Source organism: Chondrinema litorale, from assembly GCF_026250525.1.
In the GTDB taxonomy this organism is placed as follows: domain Bacteria; phylum Bacteroidota; class Bacteroidia; order Cytophagales; family Flammeovirgaceae; genus Chondrinema; species Chondrinema litorale.
Genome location: NZ_CP111043.1, coordinates 4,393,752 through 4,411,723, shown reverse-complemented (window position 1 = coordinate 4,411,723; position 17,972 = coordinate 4,393,752). Strand labels below are relative to the sequence as shown.

At 33.2% G+C, this 17,972-nt stretch carries 14 protein-coding genes; 4 read left to right on the top strand and 10 right to left on the bottom strand.

The window, feature by feature from the left end; all coding sequences use genetic code 11:
- Positions 1 to 37: 37 nt before the first annotated feature.
- Both OQ292_RS18235 and OQ292_RS18230 read left to right on the top strand, forming a co-directional pair.
- Complete coding sequence (locus OQ292_RS18235; protein ID WP_284683578.1) at positions 38 to 1,870, top strand: alpha-amylase family glycosyl hydrolase; 1,833 nt, start codon at positions 38 to 40, stop codon at positions 1,868 to 1,870.
- A gap of 8 nt (positions 1,871 to 1,878) precedes the next feature.
- Positions 1,879 to 3,468 (top strand): alpha-amylase family glycosyl hydrolase, encoded by a 1,590-nt coding sequence (locus tag OQ292_RS18230; RefSeq protein WP_284683577.1) that lies wholly within the window; start codon positions 1,879 to 1,881, stop codon positions 3,466 to 3,468.
- On the opposite strand, the gene OQ292_RS18225 is transcribed toward OQ292_RS18230, so the two are convergent.
- The 10 genes from OQ292_RS18225 to OQ292_RS18180 form a co-directional block, all read right to left on the bottom strand.
- Positions 3,469 to 4,392, bottom strand: coding sequence for a universal stress protein (locus OQ292_RS18225; protein WP_284683576.1), 924 nt, complete (start codon positions 4,390 to 4,392; stop codon positions 3,469 to 3,471). It lies immediately after the preceding gene.
- 26 nt (positions 4,393 to 4,418) lie between these two features.
- The gene (locus OQ292_RS18220) at positions 4,419 to 5,330 is read right to left on the bottom strand and encodes a helix-turn-helix domain-containing protein (RefSeq protein ID WP_284683575.1); all 912 of its coding nucleotides are present in this window, start codon (positions 5,328 to 5,330) and stop codon (positions 4,419 to 4,421) included.
- Between the two features lie 88 nt (positions 5,331 to 5,418).
- The gene (locus OQ292_RS18215) at positions 5,419 to 6,237 is read right to left on the bottom strand and encodes an energy transducer TonB (protein WP_284686020.1); all 819 of its coding nucleotides are present in this window, start codon (positions 6,235 to 6,237) and stop codon (positions 5,419 to 5,421) included.
- A 131-nt stretch (positions 6,238 to 6,368) separates the two neighbouring features.
- Positions 6,369 to 7,430, bottom strand: coding sequence for a M42 family metallopeptidase (locus OQ292_RS18210; RefSeq protein WP_284683574.1), 1,062 nt, complete (start codon positions 7,428 to 7,430; stop codon positions 6,369 to 6,371).
- Between the two features lie 57 nt (positions 7,431 to 7,487).
- Entirely contained in the window at positions 7,488 to 8,153 is a 666-nt protein-coding gene (locus OQ292_RS18205; RefSeq protein WP_284683573.1) for a metal-dependent transcriptional regulator, read from the bottom strand.
- A 60-nt stretch (positions 8,154 to 8,213) separates the two neighbouring features.
- Positions 8,214 to 9,314: a glycosyltransferase family protein gene (locus OQ292_RS18200; RefSeq protein ID WP_284683572.1), complete on the bottom strand. Its 1,101-nt coding sequence runs from the start codon at positions 9,312 to 9,314 to the stop codon at positions 8,214 to 8,216.
- Between the two features lie 37 nt (positions 9,315 to 9,351).
- Positions 9,352 to 10,533, bottom strand: coding sequence for a lycopene cyclase family protein (locus tag OQ292_RS18195; protein ID WP_284683571.1), 1,182 nt, complete (start codon positions 10,531 to 10,533; stop codon positions 9,352 to 9,354).
- A gap of 1 nt (position 10,534) precedes the next feature.
- Entirely contained in the window at positions 10,535 to 11,011 is a 477-nt protein-coding gene (locus OQ292_RS18190) for a DUF4293 domain-containing protein (RefSeq protein WP_284683570.1), read from the bottom strand.
- 98 nt (positions 11,012 to 11,109) lie between these two features.
- Positions 11,110 to 11,694 (bottom strand): TlpA family protein disulfide reductase, encoded by a 585-nt coding sequence (locus OQ292_RS18185; protein WP_284683569.1) that lies wholly within the window; start codon positions 11,692 to 11,694, stop codon positions 11,110 to 11,112.
- A 23-nt stretch (positions 11,695 to 11,717) separates the two neighbouring features.
- Positions 11,718 to 13,832: a hypothetical protein gene (locus OQ292_RS18180; RefSeq protein ID WP_284683568.1), complete on the bottom strand. Its 2,115-nt coding sequence runs from the start codon at positions 13,830 to 13,832 to the stop codon at positions 11,718 to 11,720.
- Between the two features lie 272 nt (positions 13,833 to 14,104).
- Here OQ292_RS18180 and OQ292_RS18175 point away from each other — a divergent pair, with 272 nt between their 5' ends.
- Both OQ292_RS18175 and OQ292_RS18170 read left to right on the top strand, forming a co-directional pair.
- On the top strand, positions 14,105 to 15,232 hold the full coding sequence (locus tag OQ292_RS18175) for a right-handed parallel beta-helix repeat-containing protein (RefSeq protein WP_284683567.1): 1,128 nt from the start codon (positions 14,105 to 14,107) through the stop codon (positions 15,230 to 15,232).
- Positions 15,233 to 15,262: 30 nt separating this feature from the next.
- Complete coding sequence (locus OQ292_RS18170) at positions 15,263 to 17,881, top strand: T9SS type A sorting domain-containing protein (protein ID WP_284683566.1); 2,619 nt, start codon at positions 15,263 to 15,265, stop codon at positions 17,879 to 17,881.
- Positions 17,882 to 17,972: the final 91 nt, after the last annotated feature.

The following is a 17,972-nucleotide window of genomic DNA, read 5'->3' as shown; positions in this document are numbered from 1 at the left end:
AACCATAAGTTAATTTGGTGATGTAAACAGTATGAAAATGAAAAACTTAACTGCAATTATTCCCATCTTATTTATAATTCTATTTATGGCAGATTGTCAAAAGAAAGATGAATCTAAACTTTCTCAAGAACTCATTTTAGATGAAAATCCACAAGGCGATAAAATCATTATTTACCAGATGATGACCCGACTTTTTGGAAATAAAAATTCAACTAACAAACCTTGGGGAACGATAGAAGAAAATGGTGTTGGCAAGTTTAAAGACATCAATGATAAAGCTTTAACAGAACTTAAAGAGCTGGGTATCACGCATGTGTGGTATACTGGTGCAATAGAACATGCTGTAATTAGAGATTATACAGAATACGGAATCTCTTTAGATGATGCGGATGTTGTGAAAGGCAGAGCTGGTTCACCATATGCTATAAAAGACTATTACGATGTAAACCCAGACCTTGCAGATAATGTGCAAAACAGAATGCAAGAGTTCGAAGCATTGATAGAAAGAACTCACCAACAAGGCTTAAAGGTGATTATCGACTTTGTACCTAACCATGTTGCCAGAAATTATATTTCAGATGCAAAACCAGAAGATGTAAAAGACCTCGGAGAAGACGATGATACAAGCAAAGCTTTTGACCCTAACAATAACTTCTACTACATTACAAATCAAGCTTTTAAAGTCCCTGAAGATTACCAAGCATTAGGAGACAACACTTTCCCTACAAAAGATGGAATGTTTGAGGAGAACCCAGCAAAAGCTACTGGTAATGATGTTTTTAGTGCAAACCCAAGTATTAATGATTGGTTTGAAACAGTTAAACTGAATTACGGTGTCGATTATCAAAACGACAGAGCAACCCACTTCGATACTGTTCCAGATACTTGGCTCAAAATGACAGATATCTTAAAATATTGGGCAGGAAAAGGTGTAGATGCTTTCCGTTGTGATATGGCAGAAATGGTTCCTGTAGAGTTTTGGAATTACGCTGTTACAGAAGTGAAGAAAGTGAATCCAGAAATAATATTTATTGCAGAAATCTATAATCCTGATGCATACAGAAATTATATAGATACCGGCAAATTTGATTTTTTGTACGACAAAGTGCAATTGTATGATACACTAAAAAATATCATTCAAGATAAAGGCAGCACCGCAAATCTTACTGAAATTTGGCAAAACCTAAATGGCATCAATAAGCATATGCTGCGCTTTCTCGAAAACCACGATGAACAGCGCATTGCGAGTCCAGATTTTGCTGGTGAAGCGGAAAATGCTATTCCTGCCATGTTACTAAGTGCTACCATGTATAGCGGACCAGTTATGATTTATTTCGGTCAAGAAGTAGGTGAAACTGGTGCCGATGCAGAAGGATTTGGAGGTGAAGATGGCAGAACAACAATCTTCGATTATTGGGGTGTTCCTGCACATCAGAAATGGATGAACGATGGTGCTTTTGACGGTGCACTACTGGATGAAAAACAAAAAGGCTTAAGAAAATTCTATAAAGACTTGCTGAATTTTACGAAGAGCAGTTCAGCAATAGCAAATGGAAAATTTATTGATTTACAGCCTTTAATTAAAGAAGATGAAAGTGGTGTTTCAAATAAATGCTATGTTTATTTAAGAAATTCTACTGAAGAGTCTTTGCTTATTATCAGCAATTTTAGTTCAGATAATAATCATCAAATCTCGCTTTCAATACCTTCCGATCTTTCTGCAATTTTAGATGGAAGTTCTTTTAAATTGCAGCAGGTGCTGGGTGATCCACACGAATTGAATAATAAAAGCTTCAAAACAGGAAATGACTTAGAATTCGATTTGCCTCCACTTGAAGCACTCATTTTCAAATTGACTAAAGATGAATAAGCAATTGAATGATGAAAAATACTGCTTTCATATTTCTATTCAGTGTAATATCGTCGTTGGTTTTGCTTTCTTGTGATTCATCTCAAAAGGAAAATAAAGATAATATGTCATCGAAAAATAAAGCTTCTAAGCAAACCGGAAAACTCGCTTACAGAAATGGTGGAGTTACTTACGAAGTTTTTGTTCAATCATTTTTTGATGCGAATAACGATGGCATCGGAGATTTACAAGGACTTACTCAAAAACTCGATTATATAGCAGATTTAGGTGCAGAAGCAATTTGGTTAATGCCTGTTCATCCCTCACCTTCTTATCATAAATATGATGTAATCGACTATTATGATATACATAAAGATTATGGCACTTTAGAAGATTTTAAGCATTTTGTAGAAGAGGCCCACCAAAGAAATTTGAAGGTGATTTTAGATTTGGTAATCAATCATACATCAGATCAAAATCAATGGTTTAAAGAATCTATAAAAGGCAAAGATAATCCTTATCGAGATTTCTACATTTGGGCAGATTTAGACACAATTAAAGAAGTTGGAGAAACTAAAGAAGTAACTGGTGACTCCGACAATAAATACCTCTGGAACGAAGCTCCCGGAAATGAAGAAAAGTATTTTGGTTTCTTTTGGAAAGGCATGCCCGATCTGAACTACGATCATCCAACGGTGAGAGAAGAAGTTTATAAAATTGGAAAATTCTGGCTTACAGAAATAAATATTGATGGTTTTAGGTTAGATGCAGCCAAACACATTTACCCAGATGATAGAATAGATGATACTGTAGAATGGTGGATTGCTTTTAGAAATGAAATGGAAAAAGCGAAGCCAGATGTATTTTTAGTTGGAGAAGTTTGGGATGAAGCCAAAGTAATCGCACCGTTTTTAAATGGCTTGCATGCTATTTTTAATTTTGATTTGAGTTTTACGCTTCAAGAAGCTTTAAAAAATGAAGATGCTAGCCAATTGCTAGACAAATTTATTACTTCAAGAAAATTGTATAAAGAAACCAGACCAGATTTTTATGATGCCATCTTTACTACCAACCACGATCAAAACAGGATTCTTTCTGAGTTAGATGGCAATTTAGAGAAAGGCAAATTGGCGGCTTCTATATTACTTACGTTGCCCGGCTCACCATTTATCTACTACGGTGAAGAGCTCGGCATGTTAGGTATAAAACCTGACGAAAAGATAAGAGAGCCTTTTTTATGGTCAGCTAAAGATGATACAGGAATTACAAAATGGATTGAGCCAGAATACAATACAGCATCAACTTTAAATGCATTAGATATTCAAGTAGCAGATTCAACCTCAATCTACAATCACTATAAAAACCTGATTCAACTAAGGAAAAATAATAGCATATTGAGAGAAGGTGAAATAGAAGTAGTGAAACCTAAATCGAAAAAAGTGCTATGCTATTACAGAATTCTGGGTGATGAAAAAATTCTAATTGTGCATAATTTAGGTAAGAAGTCTCAAAAATTTGATAATGAACTTCTAAAGGGTGAGATTATATTTAAAACTGTAAACAAGAATTTATCAAAAAATACAATTCCTGCTCACAGTTCTTTTATTATTTCTAAATAATTAGAGTTTCAACAAAGCATCGATAAAGCTCATGTTGCTCTTCTTATTTTTCACAATGAAAACCGGCAAACTTTTGTTGAATTCAATGAGCTTTTCTGCTGTACTTCCAAGTAAGAGCGAAGCCATTCCAGTTCTTCCCTTAGAACCCATTACAATTGCATCGTAACCTTCTTCTACAGCAAAATCGTACATAGTCTCACTTTCTTCTCCTTGTTCGGTTAATTCAAATTTACAGGAAATGCTGCTTGTATCTTCCCAAGATAAATTCTTCATTTGAACATCAAACCTCTTTTTTGCATTATCCTTCATAATATCAGAAAACTCTTCGAAAGATTTACCTGTTGAAGAGTATCCGCTTGGTATATTATAGGCATGAAAACAAGTAATTGTTGAGCCAGGATTCATCTCTGAAACAGTGGCAGCAAACTCAAGAGCCATCTGCGAACTGCTAGAAAAATCTGTTGGAGTTAAGATTTTATTAAAAGATTCAGGAAGAATCTCTGGTACAAATCCAATTGTACAAGGGAGAATCTTCGCCAATTTATGTGCTTTTACACCTTCTCCTTTTAAATCATTTTTTCTACCGAGTAAAACCAACTCTATATCTTTATCTTTTACCAGATCTAGAATTATTTTTTCGGGACTACCTTCAGTAACTATCACTTCAACTTTAGCCTTGAGCTCTTCGTCAAAGAATTTTTCATAATTACTTTTAATCTGGTTACCCAATATTTCATCCAAAGGAGTGATTAAACCCGGATAAGCTTTCACTAATTCCTCCGGTAAATCTTTCTCTTTGGCAACGTGAGTCAAATATATTTTTTCAGGTTGTAAGTGTTTAGATATTTTAGCAGCATACTTCAACAATACATCATCCATTGCTGATAAATCCAATGCCACCAATATGTCATTAATTTTGTACATCGCGAATATTATTGCTTATTTAAAAATCATTCTAATATATGCTTATTCCTGTAAGTTTCAGGGTTTTCGCCACTAAGTTTTTTAAAAAAGCGGCTAAAATAAGAAGCATCTTTAAAGTTAAGATTAAAAGCAATTTCGGACACAGATTGTTTTCCGGAAAATAATTGTCTTTTTGCTTCTAATAATAGACGCTCATCAATTATCCTTTTGGCATTTTTGCCATGTATTTTTTTACAAATATGATTAAGGTAATTAGGCGAAATACTCAACATTTCTGCATAATTGGCAACAGAAAGATGCTCTGCGAAATTTTCTTGTAGCAATTCTTCAAACCGAAGAAATAAAGGTGTGCCATGATCTATATAATTCGACTCATGTAGTCCAATGCTTTGTTCTGTTTTAATTAGTAAAATATGCAAATATGCCCAGAGAATTTGATCAATTCTTTTGTTGGTATTATGCAAAGTAAATTCTGTAATGGAGTGTTCAAAAATATCTTTTAGCTCTATAGCAGCTTGTTTAGATATTTTTTGTACAGGAAAGTCTCTATTATTTTCACTAAAAAAAGAGAAAGAAGCAAGAAATGTTTTTTCAGTGAACGTTTCGTAGAAGAAGTGACTAAAAATCAACAAATAACCTTTGCTATTGTCACTTAATGAACAAAGTTGATGAACTTGAAATTCTCTTAAGAAAAGTAGATCATTCTTTTCTAGTTCGAGATTCTTTTCGTCTAAATGATGGATAGATTTACCTTCTAATTGCAGGTAAATCCCATTAAACCCACACCTGTGGACTCTTTTTAAACAATGCGATGCATCTTTTACATCTTGTAATCTGATGACATTATAGGCATTTTCGAACAGATTTTTACTGTTTCCTACATCTTCGCCATCTTCAATTCTAAATAAAATATTCAGTAATGGTATCTCATTCCTCATCTTATTCAGGCAAAAAACAGAAAAATAAAAGCCTGACAATCGTAATTGTCAGGCTCAAATATAGTTTTTTGCTCTTAGCTTTTAAAGCTTATCCAAGCTTAAAGTTGATAGGAAGTACAATTCTTTGTTTTACAGCTCTACCTCTTTGCTTACCTGGCTTCCATTTTGGAGAACCTTGTAAGATTCTTACTGCTTCTTCGTCACATCCTGCACCGATACCTCTAATCGCTTTTACATCGATAATTGTTCCATCAGTATCTACTACGAACTGCACGTATACTTTACCTTCAACACCCATTCTTTTTGCTTGGTTAGGGTATTTAATTTTTTTCTTCACGTATTTGTAGAATTCTGCATAACCGCCATCTGGCTCAGCACTTTCTTCTACAATTTCGAAAATTTCTTGAACTGTTTCTTCTTCAACGGGCTCTTCCTCAACTATAATTTCTTCAATTACAGTTTCTTCATCAGCTTCCATGTCAAGGTCGATCTCGATTTCTTCTTCAATTTCCTCTTCATCTGGAACCTCTACAATTTGAGGAGTTTCAATTTTTGGAGGAGGAGGAGGTAATTGCTCTGTAGGAGGAATTTCCATCATTTCTTCTACTTCAGCTTGAAGAGTACCAAGGTCAACAAGTTCTTGCTCATCGAAATCAGGATATTCGAAAGCTGCAAGTACCATTGCCAAACTGATCGCTATACCAATGTTAGCAAAAAGACCACTGTACTTATTTACATCAACAGAGTAGAATTTCTTAGTAAGAAAATCTGAATTTCTATTTTCTGAAATTAGCTCACCACTACGCTTTTCAATAAGAAATTTGAAAAGAAAGATGAGTCCAATTACAAGGACTAAAAAGAATACGGCAACGCCGAACATTCCAACTGAATCAAGAAACCTTAACATTCCCATAGTGTAATATCTATTTTATTTTTACTGCTTTAAATTTACAACTATATATAATTAAAATGAAAAAAAATGACGAATAATTCCATAAAATCTTGACTTTCGTCATAATTCTTACCCATTACTTACACTTATCTGTGCTCCCAATTGTAAGTATCTATGCTTTCAGAAGCCTTTACAAGTAAATCTATAGTCGACTTAATATCCTCAGGGTGAGCTGTTTCTATAACTTGATGCACATATCTTAAAGGAATTGAAAGAGCACCTGCAATAGCTCCATTTTTTCCCATTCTCTGTATTCCTGCTGTATCTGTACCACCTGCAGTTAAAATCTCAGATTGCCATGTAATTTCGCTATTGGTTGCTGTCCTTTTCAGGAAATCTACCATTCTATAATCACAGATCGTACTAGCATCAAAAATCTTTACTGCGGTTCCTTTTCCAAGTTCAGTAACTTTTTCGTGCCCCGGAACACCTGGCGTATCATTAGCAATAGTAACATCTATTGCAATACCAAAATCTGGATTTATCCCATGACTCGCTACACTTGCACCTCTCAGTCCCACTTCTTCTTGTACTGTAAAAACAGCGTATAAATCGTAAGGGATAGTTTTTAACTGCTTTAATGTTTCAATTAGAATATAAACAGAAAGTCTGTTATCAAAAGATTTTCCGTTTATTAGGTTACCCATTTGAATAATTTCTTGCTTTCTGGTAATCGTATCTCCTACTGATACATACTTTTCAACCTCTTCTTTGCTCAATCCCAAATCAATATAGAAATCACTAATCTTAGGAGCTTTGGTTCTTTCTTCTGGAGACATAATGTGAATTGGCTTGCAACCCATTACACCAGGTAAATCTTCTTTACCATGTACAATTACTCTCATAGAAGTAAGTGTTTTGGGATCGAAGCCACCTAAGGTATGAAACTTTAAGAATCCAGCATCATCGATATGGGTTACCATAAATGATATTTCGTCTAAATGAGCCGCATACATCAGTTTTTTACCATCAGGATTTTTGCTTCCTTTCTTTACACAAATCAGGTTTCCGATATGATCGATATACCATTCATCAACAAGATCCTTTATCTCTTCTATCACTCTATTTCTGATTCGAGACTCATAACCCGGTGCACCAGGGGTTTTAACAATATCGGTAAGAAGTTCTAAATCGATTATATCTTTCATATTAATTAGCTATTTGTTTGTTGTTAATTCTGACGAATAACGATTATGTGTTTTTATTTAAATGTCTACTACGAGTATATTTTCTGAAACCATTTTAGAGATTAATTGCTGTCGGTTCTGCTTTTCAATATTTATTTCAATTGAACTATCATAAACAATCTTATCTGTTATTTGCAGCACAGTTCCTATGGAAATACCCATTTTATCGAGGTATTGCAGCAATGCCGCATCGCTATCGCTTACAGAAACTACTTTATAAGAATTACCAGTTATGCCTTCTGCAAGTGGTTTGGCTGTAAGCACAGCTATATTGCCATTTTTATCAGGTATCGGATCACCGTGGGGATCAAATTTGGGAAAACCCAGAAACTTATCAAGCCTTTCAATCATTCTTCTGGATTTAATATGCTCCAACTGCTCTGCCACTTCATGCACTTCGTCCCAATTAAACTTGAGCTTTTCAACCAAAAACACTTCCCAAAGCCTATGTTTTCGCACAATCCACAATGCTACACTCCTTCCTTTGTTTGTAAGCGTTACACCTTTGTACTTCACATAATTGATAACCTTTTTAGCCGCTAGCTTTTTAAGCATATCACTTACAGAAGCTGGTTTAGTTTGCAACTCATCAGCGATAGAATTGGTGCTTACCTCCTCTTTTTGTTGTTCAGAAAGATGATAAATAGCCTTAAGATAATTTTCCTCGGCACTACTAAAATCCATTTCCAATTAATTTTTATTCCTTCTGTCTAATTTTAAGGAAAACAAATTTAGTTTCTGATTTTAACTTTCAGCTACAAAAGCTAATAATTTCTTTTCCTCTTCTTTCCATAAAACCTCTCGTTGGGGTTTATTCTTATAAAACTTCTTGCTTTTAAGTTCTTCTAGTAATTCATATGGGTCGAGTTTAGAAAAGTCTACAAAGTGAGCAGCAGGATAACTATTACATAGATTTTCCCAATTTTTATTCTGTTGAACAAGCATAGGAATTTCTAAAGCAATGCATTCAAACATTTTGGTTGGAATACAACCCCAAGTACTTTTATTGGGTTTATAGGGCAAAATTGCAAAGTCTGCTTTCTGTAGTTTTTCTAAAATAATACGATGAGATACTAAAGGATTTCCATACTGAAGTTGAATATAATGCTTGTCTCTAATGGCATTATTTAATTTTTCTAATAAATTATTAGAAACTACATGACCTATTATTTCTAAAGTAGCAGAAACTTCGATTTTATTAATTTGGTTTATAAAATTGATTGCTTCCCAAATTCCATAAACTTCTGAAATTGTACCAGTATAAATGAATTTGAAACCTGATTGACTTTTTTCTTTGCTAGTTTTATCTAAATCTTCTGGCAATACAAACTTATTCTGTATAATCTGGTAATTCTTCTTATGAAAACTAAACTCATCATGATAACACTTTTCGGCAAGTATATAACTACTTACAAAGATGTTAGAAGTATATTCCATTAACCTCACTGTAAGTGAAAGTATATATCTTAAAATAAGAGAATAGTTTGGCTGATATCTGATGTTATTGAAATAATTTTCTCTAACATCATATATTATTTTTACTTGATGAAAAAGCGCATACCAACCAGCAACAGGAAGTAATTCTGGGCTATGAACTATTATTATATCGGGTTGGTGATAGATGAGTTTTCGATGAAAATTTCTGAGAGTTAAAAACCTAATGTACGATTTACTTTCACCTTTATATAAACTTTCAAACTCAATATTTGCCTGGTCCTTCGGCTTAGAACTGCCAAAACCCAGAATAATTACCTGATAAAATTTAGAAAGGGAAACGCCAAACTTCTCATACATTCTGGTATCATCCAATGGTTTTAGTGTCGATGCCAGAAGAATCTTTTTCAAAAATAGAGATGAGTTTGGTTATATAAATATGATGTTTTTATCTATTTCTAAACAGGTTAAAAATAGAAATAAAAAAGGGAAATGAGGGTACAGATTTCATCACTTTAAAGTCTTCTGCAAAAGTAGTCTCTTCATCTAAAAACCTGAATACACGCTGTATTGGATTATTTTTAAACATTTGAGTAAATATTTCAGATATTTTCCCGCCATCTCTTCTTATAATATCTAACAACATGGCATCGTAAATTTGATACCTTATTTCTAATTTTTTCAAATTGATTTTTTCAACCTCAGCTTCATGCTTTACAAGTTCAGAAACTAAATGCTTTGCATCTTGCCACATTCTATTAAATGCATAACCTGTTGAAGGCTTACACAATCCACCTCGTGTCCCAATATTGATTATTCTATCACCATTCTTTCTTTCAAAAAAATAATCTGTCATTGGAATTATGCCCGCCTCTTCTTCGAGAATTCGATAATCTGAGATATTAAAAAAATTGGAGATATAATTCTCTAGGACTTCTTTATAAGTTTTTTCTGATAATGTATTACCAGAAAAAACGGTGAACTCTATGAGAGCTTCATTTTTTGATAATGGCAAAACATAAACAAATCTCACTTCGCCAGATTGAGGAATCCTAAAATCAAACATTCTAATAGTTTCAGGATCGAAACTATCGATATCAGTTTTTATAGTATATCCTAAAAAATGCTGTAATTGAAGGTTAGACTTTGAGGTGATTTGTTTAATCCAATCTTGACTGAATCGACTATCGAAAAGCAAATCACAATAGAAATTGCCTGCTGATGAAATCAGTTCAACCTGCTTTTCATTATCAACAACATCATTTATTTCAGCTTCAATAAATTGGATATTTGGATGTGATGCCAGTTTTTGCCAGACAAATTGATAAAAAGATGCACTTTTGAGCATCTTATATCTATAAGGTTGTAGATTGAAGTTTTGCTGAAATGAATTGCTCAAAAATTCTAACTCCTCCCAACTATTAGAAAGAATATCGTCAAAAGGAGTTTTTTCTTTGCTCCAAAAACACCAGGTATGGTCGTTACCATACCTTTTTGTTTTGTCAATTAATAATACTTTTTTACCCGATAACTTCGGTTCTTGTGCTATTTGAAATGCTAAAAGCAAACCCGCTGCACCAGCTCCTGCAATAATAATATCAGCCTTTTCCTCTTCGGTTGATAAATTCATTTTACCTCAGTCGGTCTGCCGATCTTACCATTTTTTCATCTTTTCTAATAAATCGGTTGGCAATAGAATTACAAATCATTGCAAATGGAGTTAAAAAGAAACCTAATCGCCATTGTCCTTCAACATCTGGAGCAAACATTTTCTCTCCTTCAAATAAAAAGTAAGTGCTCAAGATTAATACTGCTGCCATTACAATGGTATTCCCCAAATTGAGCTTCATCTGTAATAATCTGTTTTTATAACTAAATAGAGAGCCCATTGCTATTGCTGAAGCTACAAAAGCGAGAATAGCAATATAGAAAGTTTGAATTTTATTTACAGCTTCGCCATCTTTTGAATAGGTTAAATCTAAGGCTGTAAGAACCGCAAACTCTTCGGTAGTTTCTGGAAGTGTTTTATTCCAGATAGGTAGAAAAATAACCAGAAACATCGCCAGAGATGCTAAAAATAAAAAAATACTTTGTAATCTTTGAATCATAATACTCTTATTTCACCGTAATTTCAGGTGGCAAAACTACTCTAAAACATCAAAGATTAAAATAAAAAAATGAGTAAGATTGTTTGAGATAATTGTTGCTAAATTCCTTTCTGAATTTTTGCCAAAAAATCTTTAAAGCTATCTGTATTATAATTGGCTATCCCAGAATGTTTATAAACAATAGAGCCATCTGGTGCCACAATAAATGTAGCAGGAATAGAACTAGAAGATAATTCTTTAGGAACTGAGCTATTTAATTTATATACAGGAAACTCAAATTCTTTCCTATCAATAAAATCTTTCACTTTTTGCATTTCATCATCTGTAGAAATTAATAAAAAGGCAATTTCTTCTGATGAAACATCTTTCCATAAATTTTCGATTTCTGGCATTTCTGCAATACATGGCGGGCACCAAGTTGCCCAGAAATTAATAAATAGTGTTTTCCCTTTTAGAGCAGAAACATTAACTTCCTCGCCATCTAGAGAGGTTATACTAAAATTAAGCTGAGATTTTTTAGGCTGCTCAACAGTTTTTACAGATGCATTATGCAAACCAGTTAACATTACTCCTCTTTGAAGTAGTCCAGCAATTTCGGTTTGCCAACCAGTAATATAAATAATGAATATAACTAATAGGAAGATAGCTGTCTCAATGTAACTCCTTTTTACTTTTATTTCCATTTTCTAATCGCTGATATTATTAGTTAAGGTCTTTCTACAGAAGTTAGTTCACCTCCACCCAAATCGTCGAAGCTGTGATCTAGCATATAAAAAAAGACATCTTTTTCTCTCAGGTTATACAAATCGTTATTCCCAATAAAACCTAATATTAGCCATTTGCCAGATTGATCTTTTTGTATTTTGCTAGCAAAACGAGAGCTGGTTGTGGGTATATCTTTTTCTAAAACTAAGCCTCCCTCTTTGTTAAATGAAAGCACTTTTACTTCACTTTTGATATGGTCGTTACCCGGCACTTTTTGAATTGCATTGGCAAAAACTAGAATCCCATTATCAGAAAATTTAATATTCGAATCGAATGTGGTAAATGGTAATACTTTCTTCCAAACAACTGTTCCCAAAGTATTTATAAACATCAATTCAGACTTAAAGTAAGAGGCAGCAAGGTATTCATTTTCAGACATGAGTACGTAACCGCTACCATTATCTGCTGTGAGCACATTTGATATTTTTCTGGAATATGGTAGTTGAATTTTCTTTTGAAGCTGACCACTATTGTTGAAAAATAATAAAAGTCCTTGTTGTTTTTCAAAAGTTGATTTTTCTAATTTTTCAGGATAAAAAACTGCACCAAAGCCATTATTACTTTTAAACGTTGCAGAGCAGTGGAAATAATCGAATGGCTCATTAAAATCGTTTTGTGTAATAAAGTTCTGAGCAAAAGACTTCACTGAATTACCTTCTACTACTGAGACAAAAGGAACTACTTTAGTATTAAGCAAGCTACCACCAATTATTTGTGCTCCACTTTCTGTTTTTACTGCTGTAGTTAAAGATTTACCTTGATTTTGAACTGTGTTTAAGCTTTGTATATAAGTTGCCAGATTTAATGATTGGTAACTCACAAATGAAGGCTTGAAGCGATTACTTAGGAAGTCATTTACAAGAAGCGACTTTAAACTATTACTAACTTCAACTTCTTTTTCGAGTAAAAAACCGCCTTCGTTGCTTATAAATAGCAATAATCCATCTTTGTTTTTTGCTAAATTTTGAAAGAACAATTGATTTTTTTCATTCTTGCCTGATTTCAATCTACTTTCAAGAAGTTGCAAGTTAAATTTACACTGTTGCAGAAATTGATGTAAATCGACATAAAACTTCTCTACTGAATTGAAATTACTTTCTTTTAGCTGAGTCTTGAGCAAGTCATTTTTTGCTCCTAAGTACAGTAAATATGGGATTAAAGCAGATTCAGCATCGATGTATTTGATTTTATCAATGATTCTGGAGTCTAACTCTATATTTTCAGTTGGCACTTTTCCTTTACTTAAAACAAAAAGATTTCTCTGTAATAAAGAATGCGCAGTAGCTAATTCATCCCAAAAATCTCCTATTTTGTTGAGCCTAGCATTTTCAATTAGTGCAAGCCAATTATTAAAATCGAAATATACCCCTTCTTTTAATAATTCAATTTGCTTCTCTGAAACTATAAAATCGTATGTATCAACCGGTTTTCTTTTAAAGTCTACATTAACACCATCATTTTCAGTAGCTAAGATAGATTGATATCGATTTAAAGTGTTTTCGGTTTCTAATAATATATTTTTGAAATTACTGATTACCTCTTCATATTCTTGATCTGACAATACTAGCAGATCATTTTTTAGTGGATAATTCAATAGTAATTCTGAATAAGAAGCAAGAAGATTATCATAACTTTTCGAAAAAGTATCAAAAGCATCTTGGACTTTTACAATCGTATTTCTCTTTATTAATATTTCTCTTTCACTTGTTAAAATTATATCTACAAAATCGTTGTACAACTGCTCTTCACTGTCATAAATGCCGTAGTTACCTACTAGTGGCGCAAAATAATCTAACTGTTTAGAAAACTCTTTTCTGGTTAAAAAGCCTCTCGTTTTTTCCAAATAAATAAGGGATGAATCTAGCAAAACCTGAGAGCGATTTAATGATGTTTTGCTCTGTAACCGTTCTGCCTCTTTTTTATATGCTTGATGTGTAAGATAAAGGGCACAGATATAATTTTTATCTTTCTCTGGCACCGCATATAAATCACTTATATACTTATATGGCGTGTCGCCGTAATCTACAATGTATTCATGAATTTCTTTAAAATTCAATTTTTTTTGAGCAAATGAATCCAATGTCAAAAAGCAGCAGAAAAAGAAAATTGCGATATTTTTTGTAGCGTAAGTCAAAAGTCAGATTATCTTCTAAACAAGTTCAGGAACAATTTCGATGAGATATTAATTCGGACAACTCACTAAATAATAACCTTTCGATTTTAAATATTACAAAACAGAAAGTACCGTTTAGTAAGAGCTTACCACAGGTAAGAAAGTGTTATTTACTGTAATTTTTTCTTTGTCTTTGTAATACAAAATTAGTGTATATGTTCCAGTACTTCAAAGGTTTAGCGACTTACTATCAAGTAATTAAGCATGTTTTATGGGGAATTCTACTTATTTTCTCTATTAATGTAAAAACTGCATACGCTCAGACAGTACTTACTGTAAGTATTAACCCTAAAATACCTGCTCAATACGATGATATTTTTACCGCTCTCAATGCTGCTAATGATGGTGATATTCTTTATGTACATCCTGCAAAAGAAAATTATGATGGAGAAGACTCTCTCGTAATTACAAAGCCGATTACAATTATCGGTGGAGGTTATTATAATGACAGGAATACTTATGGTGGTGAAGAAACTAAGTTTAATAAAATAAGAATTAAAGCGAGTGCTAGCGATGTAAAGATAGCCAACATTCTAACGACCAGAATTACTGTAGAAGGTGAAGAAAGCACGACTATCAATAACATCAGTCTTGAATATATTTACTCTGACCGTATTGACTTTGAAGCGGTAAATAATACCTTCAAAAGTACTGAGTTAAAAATCATCAATTCTATTACTCCGCTTATCTTTTTCAACTACTGGCAAGATATTGACGAGTCAGCCAATATCAATATCGAAAACAATATTCTTGGTCAGGTTGCAAATGGCGGAGGTGTAAATCTACTTATCCGAAATAATATTTTTAACCCAGCAATCTATGGTAAAATCGCTCTTGCTAATGTGTATAATGCGACCATAGCCAACAATATATTCTGGGGAAATTCGCAAGAAAACGCCATTGGTACAAGCACCAGCGATTTCTGCATTTTCGATAGAAATCTTTCTTATCAAACAAGTGATAATTTTAATGGTGGTGTAGATAATGTGTTTGGCTCTAATAACTTCCAAAATAAAAATCCTTCTTTTAATGCTGCTAAAAGTAGTTGGGAAGAATTGAGCACAATCGTTTCTTCAGATTTTACTTTAAAAGATGGCTCTCCTGCAATTGGCAGTGGAACAGAAGGAACTGATATTGGTATAACCGGAGGTGAATATCCATTCAGCACTTTAATTAGATACGGGCACCCTCATGTGCAATCTATTAATGTAAACAATCCTGTATTGGGTGTGGATGATACTTTAAAGTTCACTATTAAAGGTATTTTTCCCACTCAGAACTAAAAATCTAATTCGTAAACTAAAACAGAGCTCATGAACAGAATTTTGTTCATTACAGGATTTTTGATGCTTATAGTAATAAATACATTTGCACAAAAAATTACTGAAGCAGAGTATTTCATAGATGTTGATCCGGGTGTAGGCAACGGAATTTCAATTCCAGTTTCAAGCCCTGATACAACATTGGAAATTCCTTTTGAACTTCCTGTAAAAAATCTAAGTATCGGAGAACACATAATCATTATTAGAATTAAAGATGAAAACAATAATTGGAGTTTAAGTAATTACTCAAGATTCTTTATTGAAGATGATTATGAAACTCCTACAGCAAATAATCTGGAAGAAATCGAATATTTTGTAGATAATGACCCTGGCGTCGGTAATGGTACAAAGATTCAATTATTAAGCGAAAGTACAAGCTTTACATTAACAGAATCCTTTAAAACTATTGGTTTGGAGGCCGGAGAACATTCTCTGGTTATGCGAACTAAAGATGCAGAAGGGAATTGGAGTCTTAATAAGTATTCAAGATTTTTTCTTGAAGATTACACACCAAACATTTTAGAAGCCAAAAAGATAAAAAAAGTAGAGTACTTTATAGATGGTCCTGATCCAGGTTTTGAAAATGCTGAATCCCTTTCTATAACACCAGATTACCTAATAGAGGTTTCTGAAACATTACTCATGAGTAATGATACTTCCGATCTTGGCAGACATGCAGTATTAGTACGAGTACAAAGCGAAGACGATGAATGGAGTTTAACAGGACTTGGTGAATATGATTATTGTTCGCCTGAAGGTGTTTTGGGAGGTTTCGATTACGATAAAACAGATAATACAATCACTTTTACAGATCAAAGTAAATATGCTGTAGATTATATTTGGGATATGGATAATGGAGACAGCCTTTATGCTGTTGAACCTGAGTACACATATACTCAAGGAGGTACTTATCAGATTTGCCAAACGGTATATAGCTTTTGCGATACCACTATTACATGTAAAACAATAGACTTTCCTACTCCCAGAATTACAGACTCAATTCCAGATTTCAGTATTTTAGAAGATAATCCAAGTATTGTTATTAGAGACGATCTCAATAATGTATTTGCAGATGGAGACGGAGATGAGTTAACTTTTTATGCATACACCAATGAGGATGATATTGTAGCAACAATTAATGGAGTTGAACTAAGTATAGAAGGAACTAATGATTACTTTGGAGAAGTGCAATTGGTGGTAGAAGCCGAAGGCGGTGGTATCTCAGCATTCGATACAATCTTGGTTACGGTTTTGTCAGTTAATGATTATCCTATAGCTAAAACTGAATTTAAAGATCAACTGTGGGATGAAGACTCAGGCCCTAGAATTATTTCAACAAGGTTAAGCAATGTAATTACAGATGTTGAAGATAATAAATTAGATTTTACTTTTTCATCTGACACATCTGGACTTATTCCAGTTTTTCACAAAGACACATTACAAATAGAATTAGCTCCACACTTTCATGGCACTGGCACTATCACCATTTTCGCCACTGATGATAGTTTAGCAACAAGTGAATTCAGTTTTATGATTGAGGTAATTCCCCTACCCGATTCACCCATTTTACTCAAAGAGTTTTCGGATGTAACACTTTATGAAGATAGTGAACCTTACTTACTCACTTCAGAATTAAGTTCTTACTTTGCTGAACCAGACAGCCAGCAAATATACTTTAGCTTTACTCCAGCTGATACTGCTGTTTCTATTGAAATAATAGAAGATTCTGTTTGGATTAGTTTAACGCCTGATTTTGATGGAGAAGTTAAAACTATAGTTACAGCTAGTGATGGTGAACTCACAACAAGTGACACATTTAATATTATAATATTGCCTGAAAATGATGCGCCAAAATTTAGTGTAAAACAAACCTATACAACTTGCCCAGAAACTGAACTAGAAATTAATCTACAAAATATAGTGAAAGATCGAGATGGATTTTTTGATGATATTCAATTTACACTATCTTTCTCAGAATCTGAAAATGGTTTTCTAAGTGATAATGATGTCAGCTATGAAATTTCCTCTGATAAATATCTCATTTTTAAAACAAATACTCCAGATGCTGATATTGTAAGCTTAAAACTTGAAGCAAAGGACTTACAAAATGCATCAAATGATACCATTATAAGTATTAAAGTGAATGGAGCTTCAATTTATCAAGAAGGTGATACACTTTATGCAACTAGTGGAAGTAGCTATCAATGGTATAAGGGAGGAGTAGCAATCTCAGGAGCTACATCAAATAAATATGTGCCAATCAAAAAAGATAATTATCAGGTACAAATTAAAAATGGTAGTTGCACCACTCTTTCTTCCATGTTTCTTGTAACTGCAACTGAAAATCCTTTTATACTACAAAATGTAACTTTGTATCCGAATCCGGCAAAAGATGAATGTGCTATTTCTTTATCTGGTGTATTTACAGGCCAAATTCAATATTCAATTGTAGATATTAATGGAAGAAGTATAGAAGAGAGCAGTTTCCTAAAAAGTAGTTTTGAAGTAAATCACGAAATAGAATTGGGTGATTTGAAAAATGGATTCTATATAATTATACTGAAAAACAAAAATCAGCAAATCGTAAAAAAACTATATAAAAGTGAATAAATCTTAAGGCTTGGCATGATTTTCAATGATAATATAGCGTCAGAAAGTCTGACGATTTCAGAAACACCCTTAACCCATATGTCTTTGACGT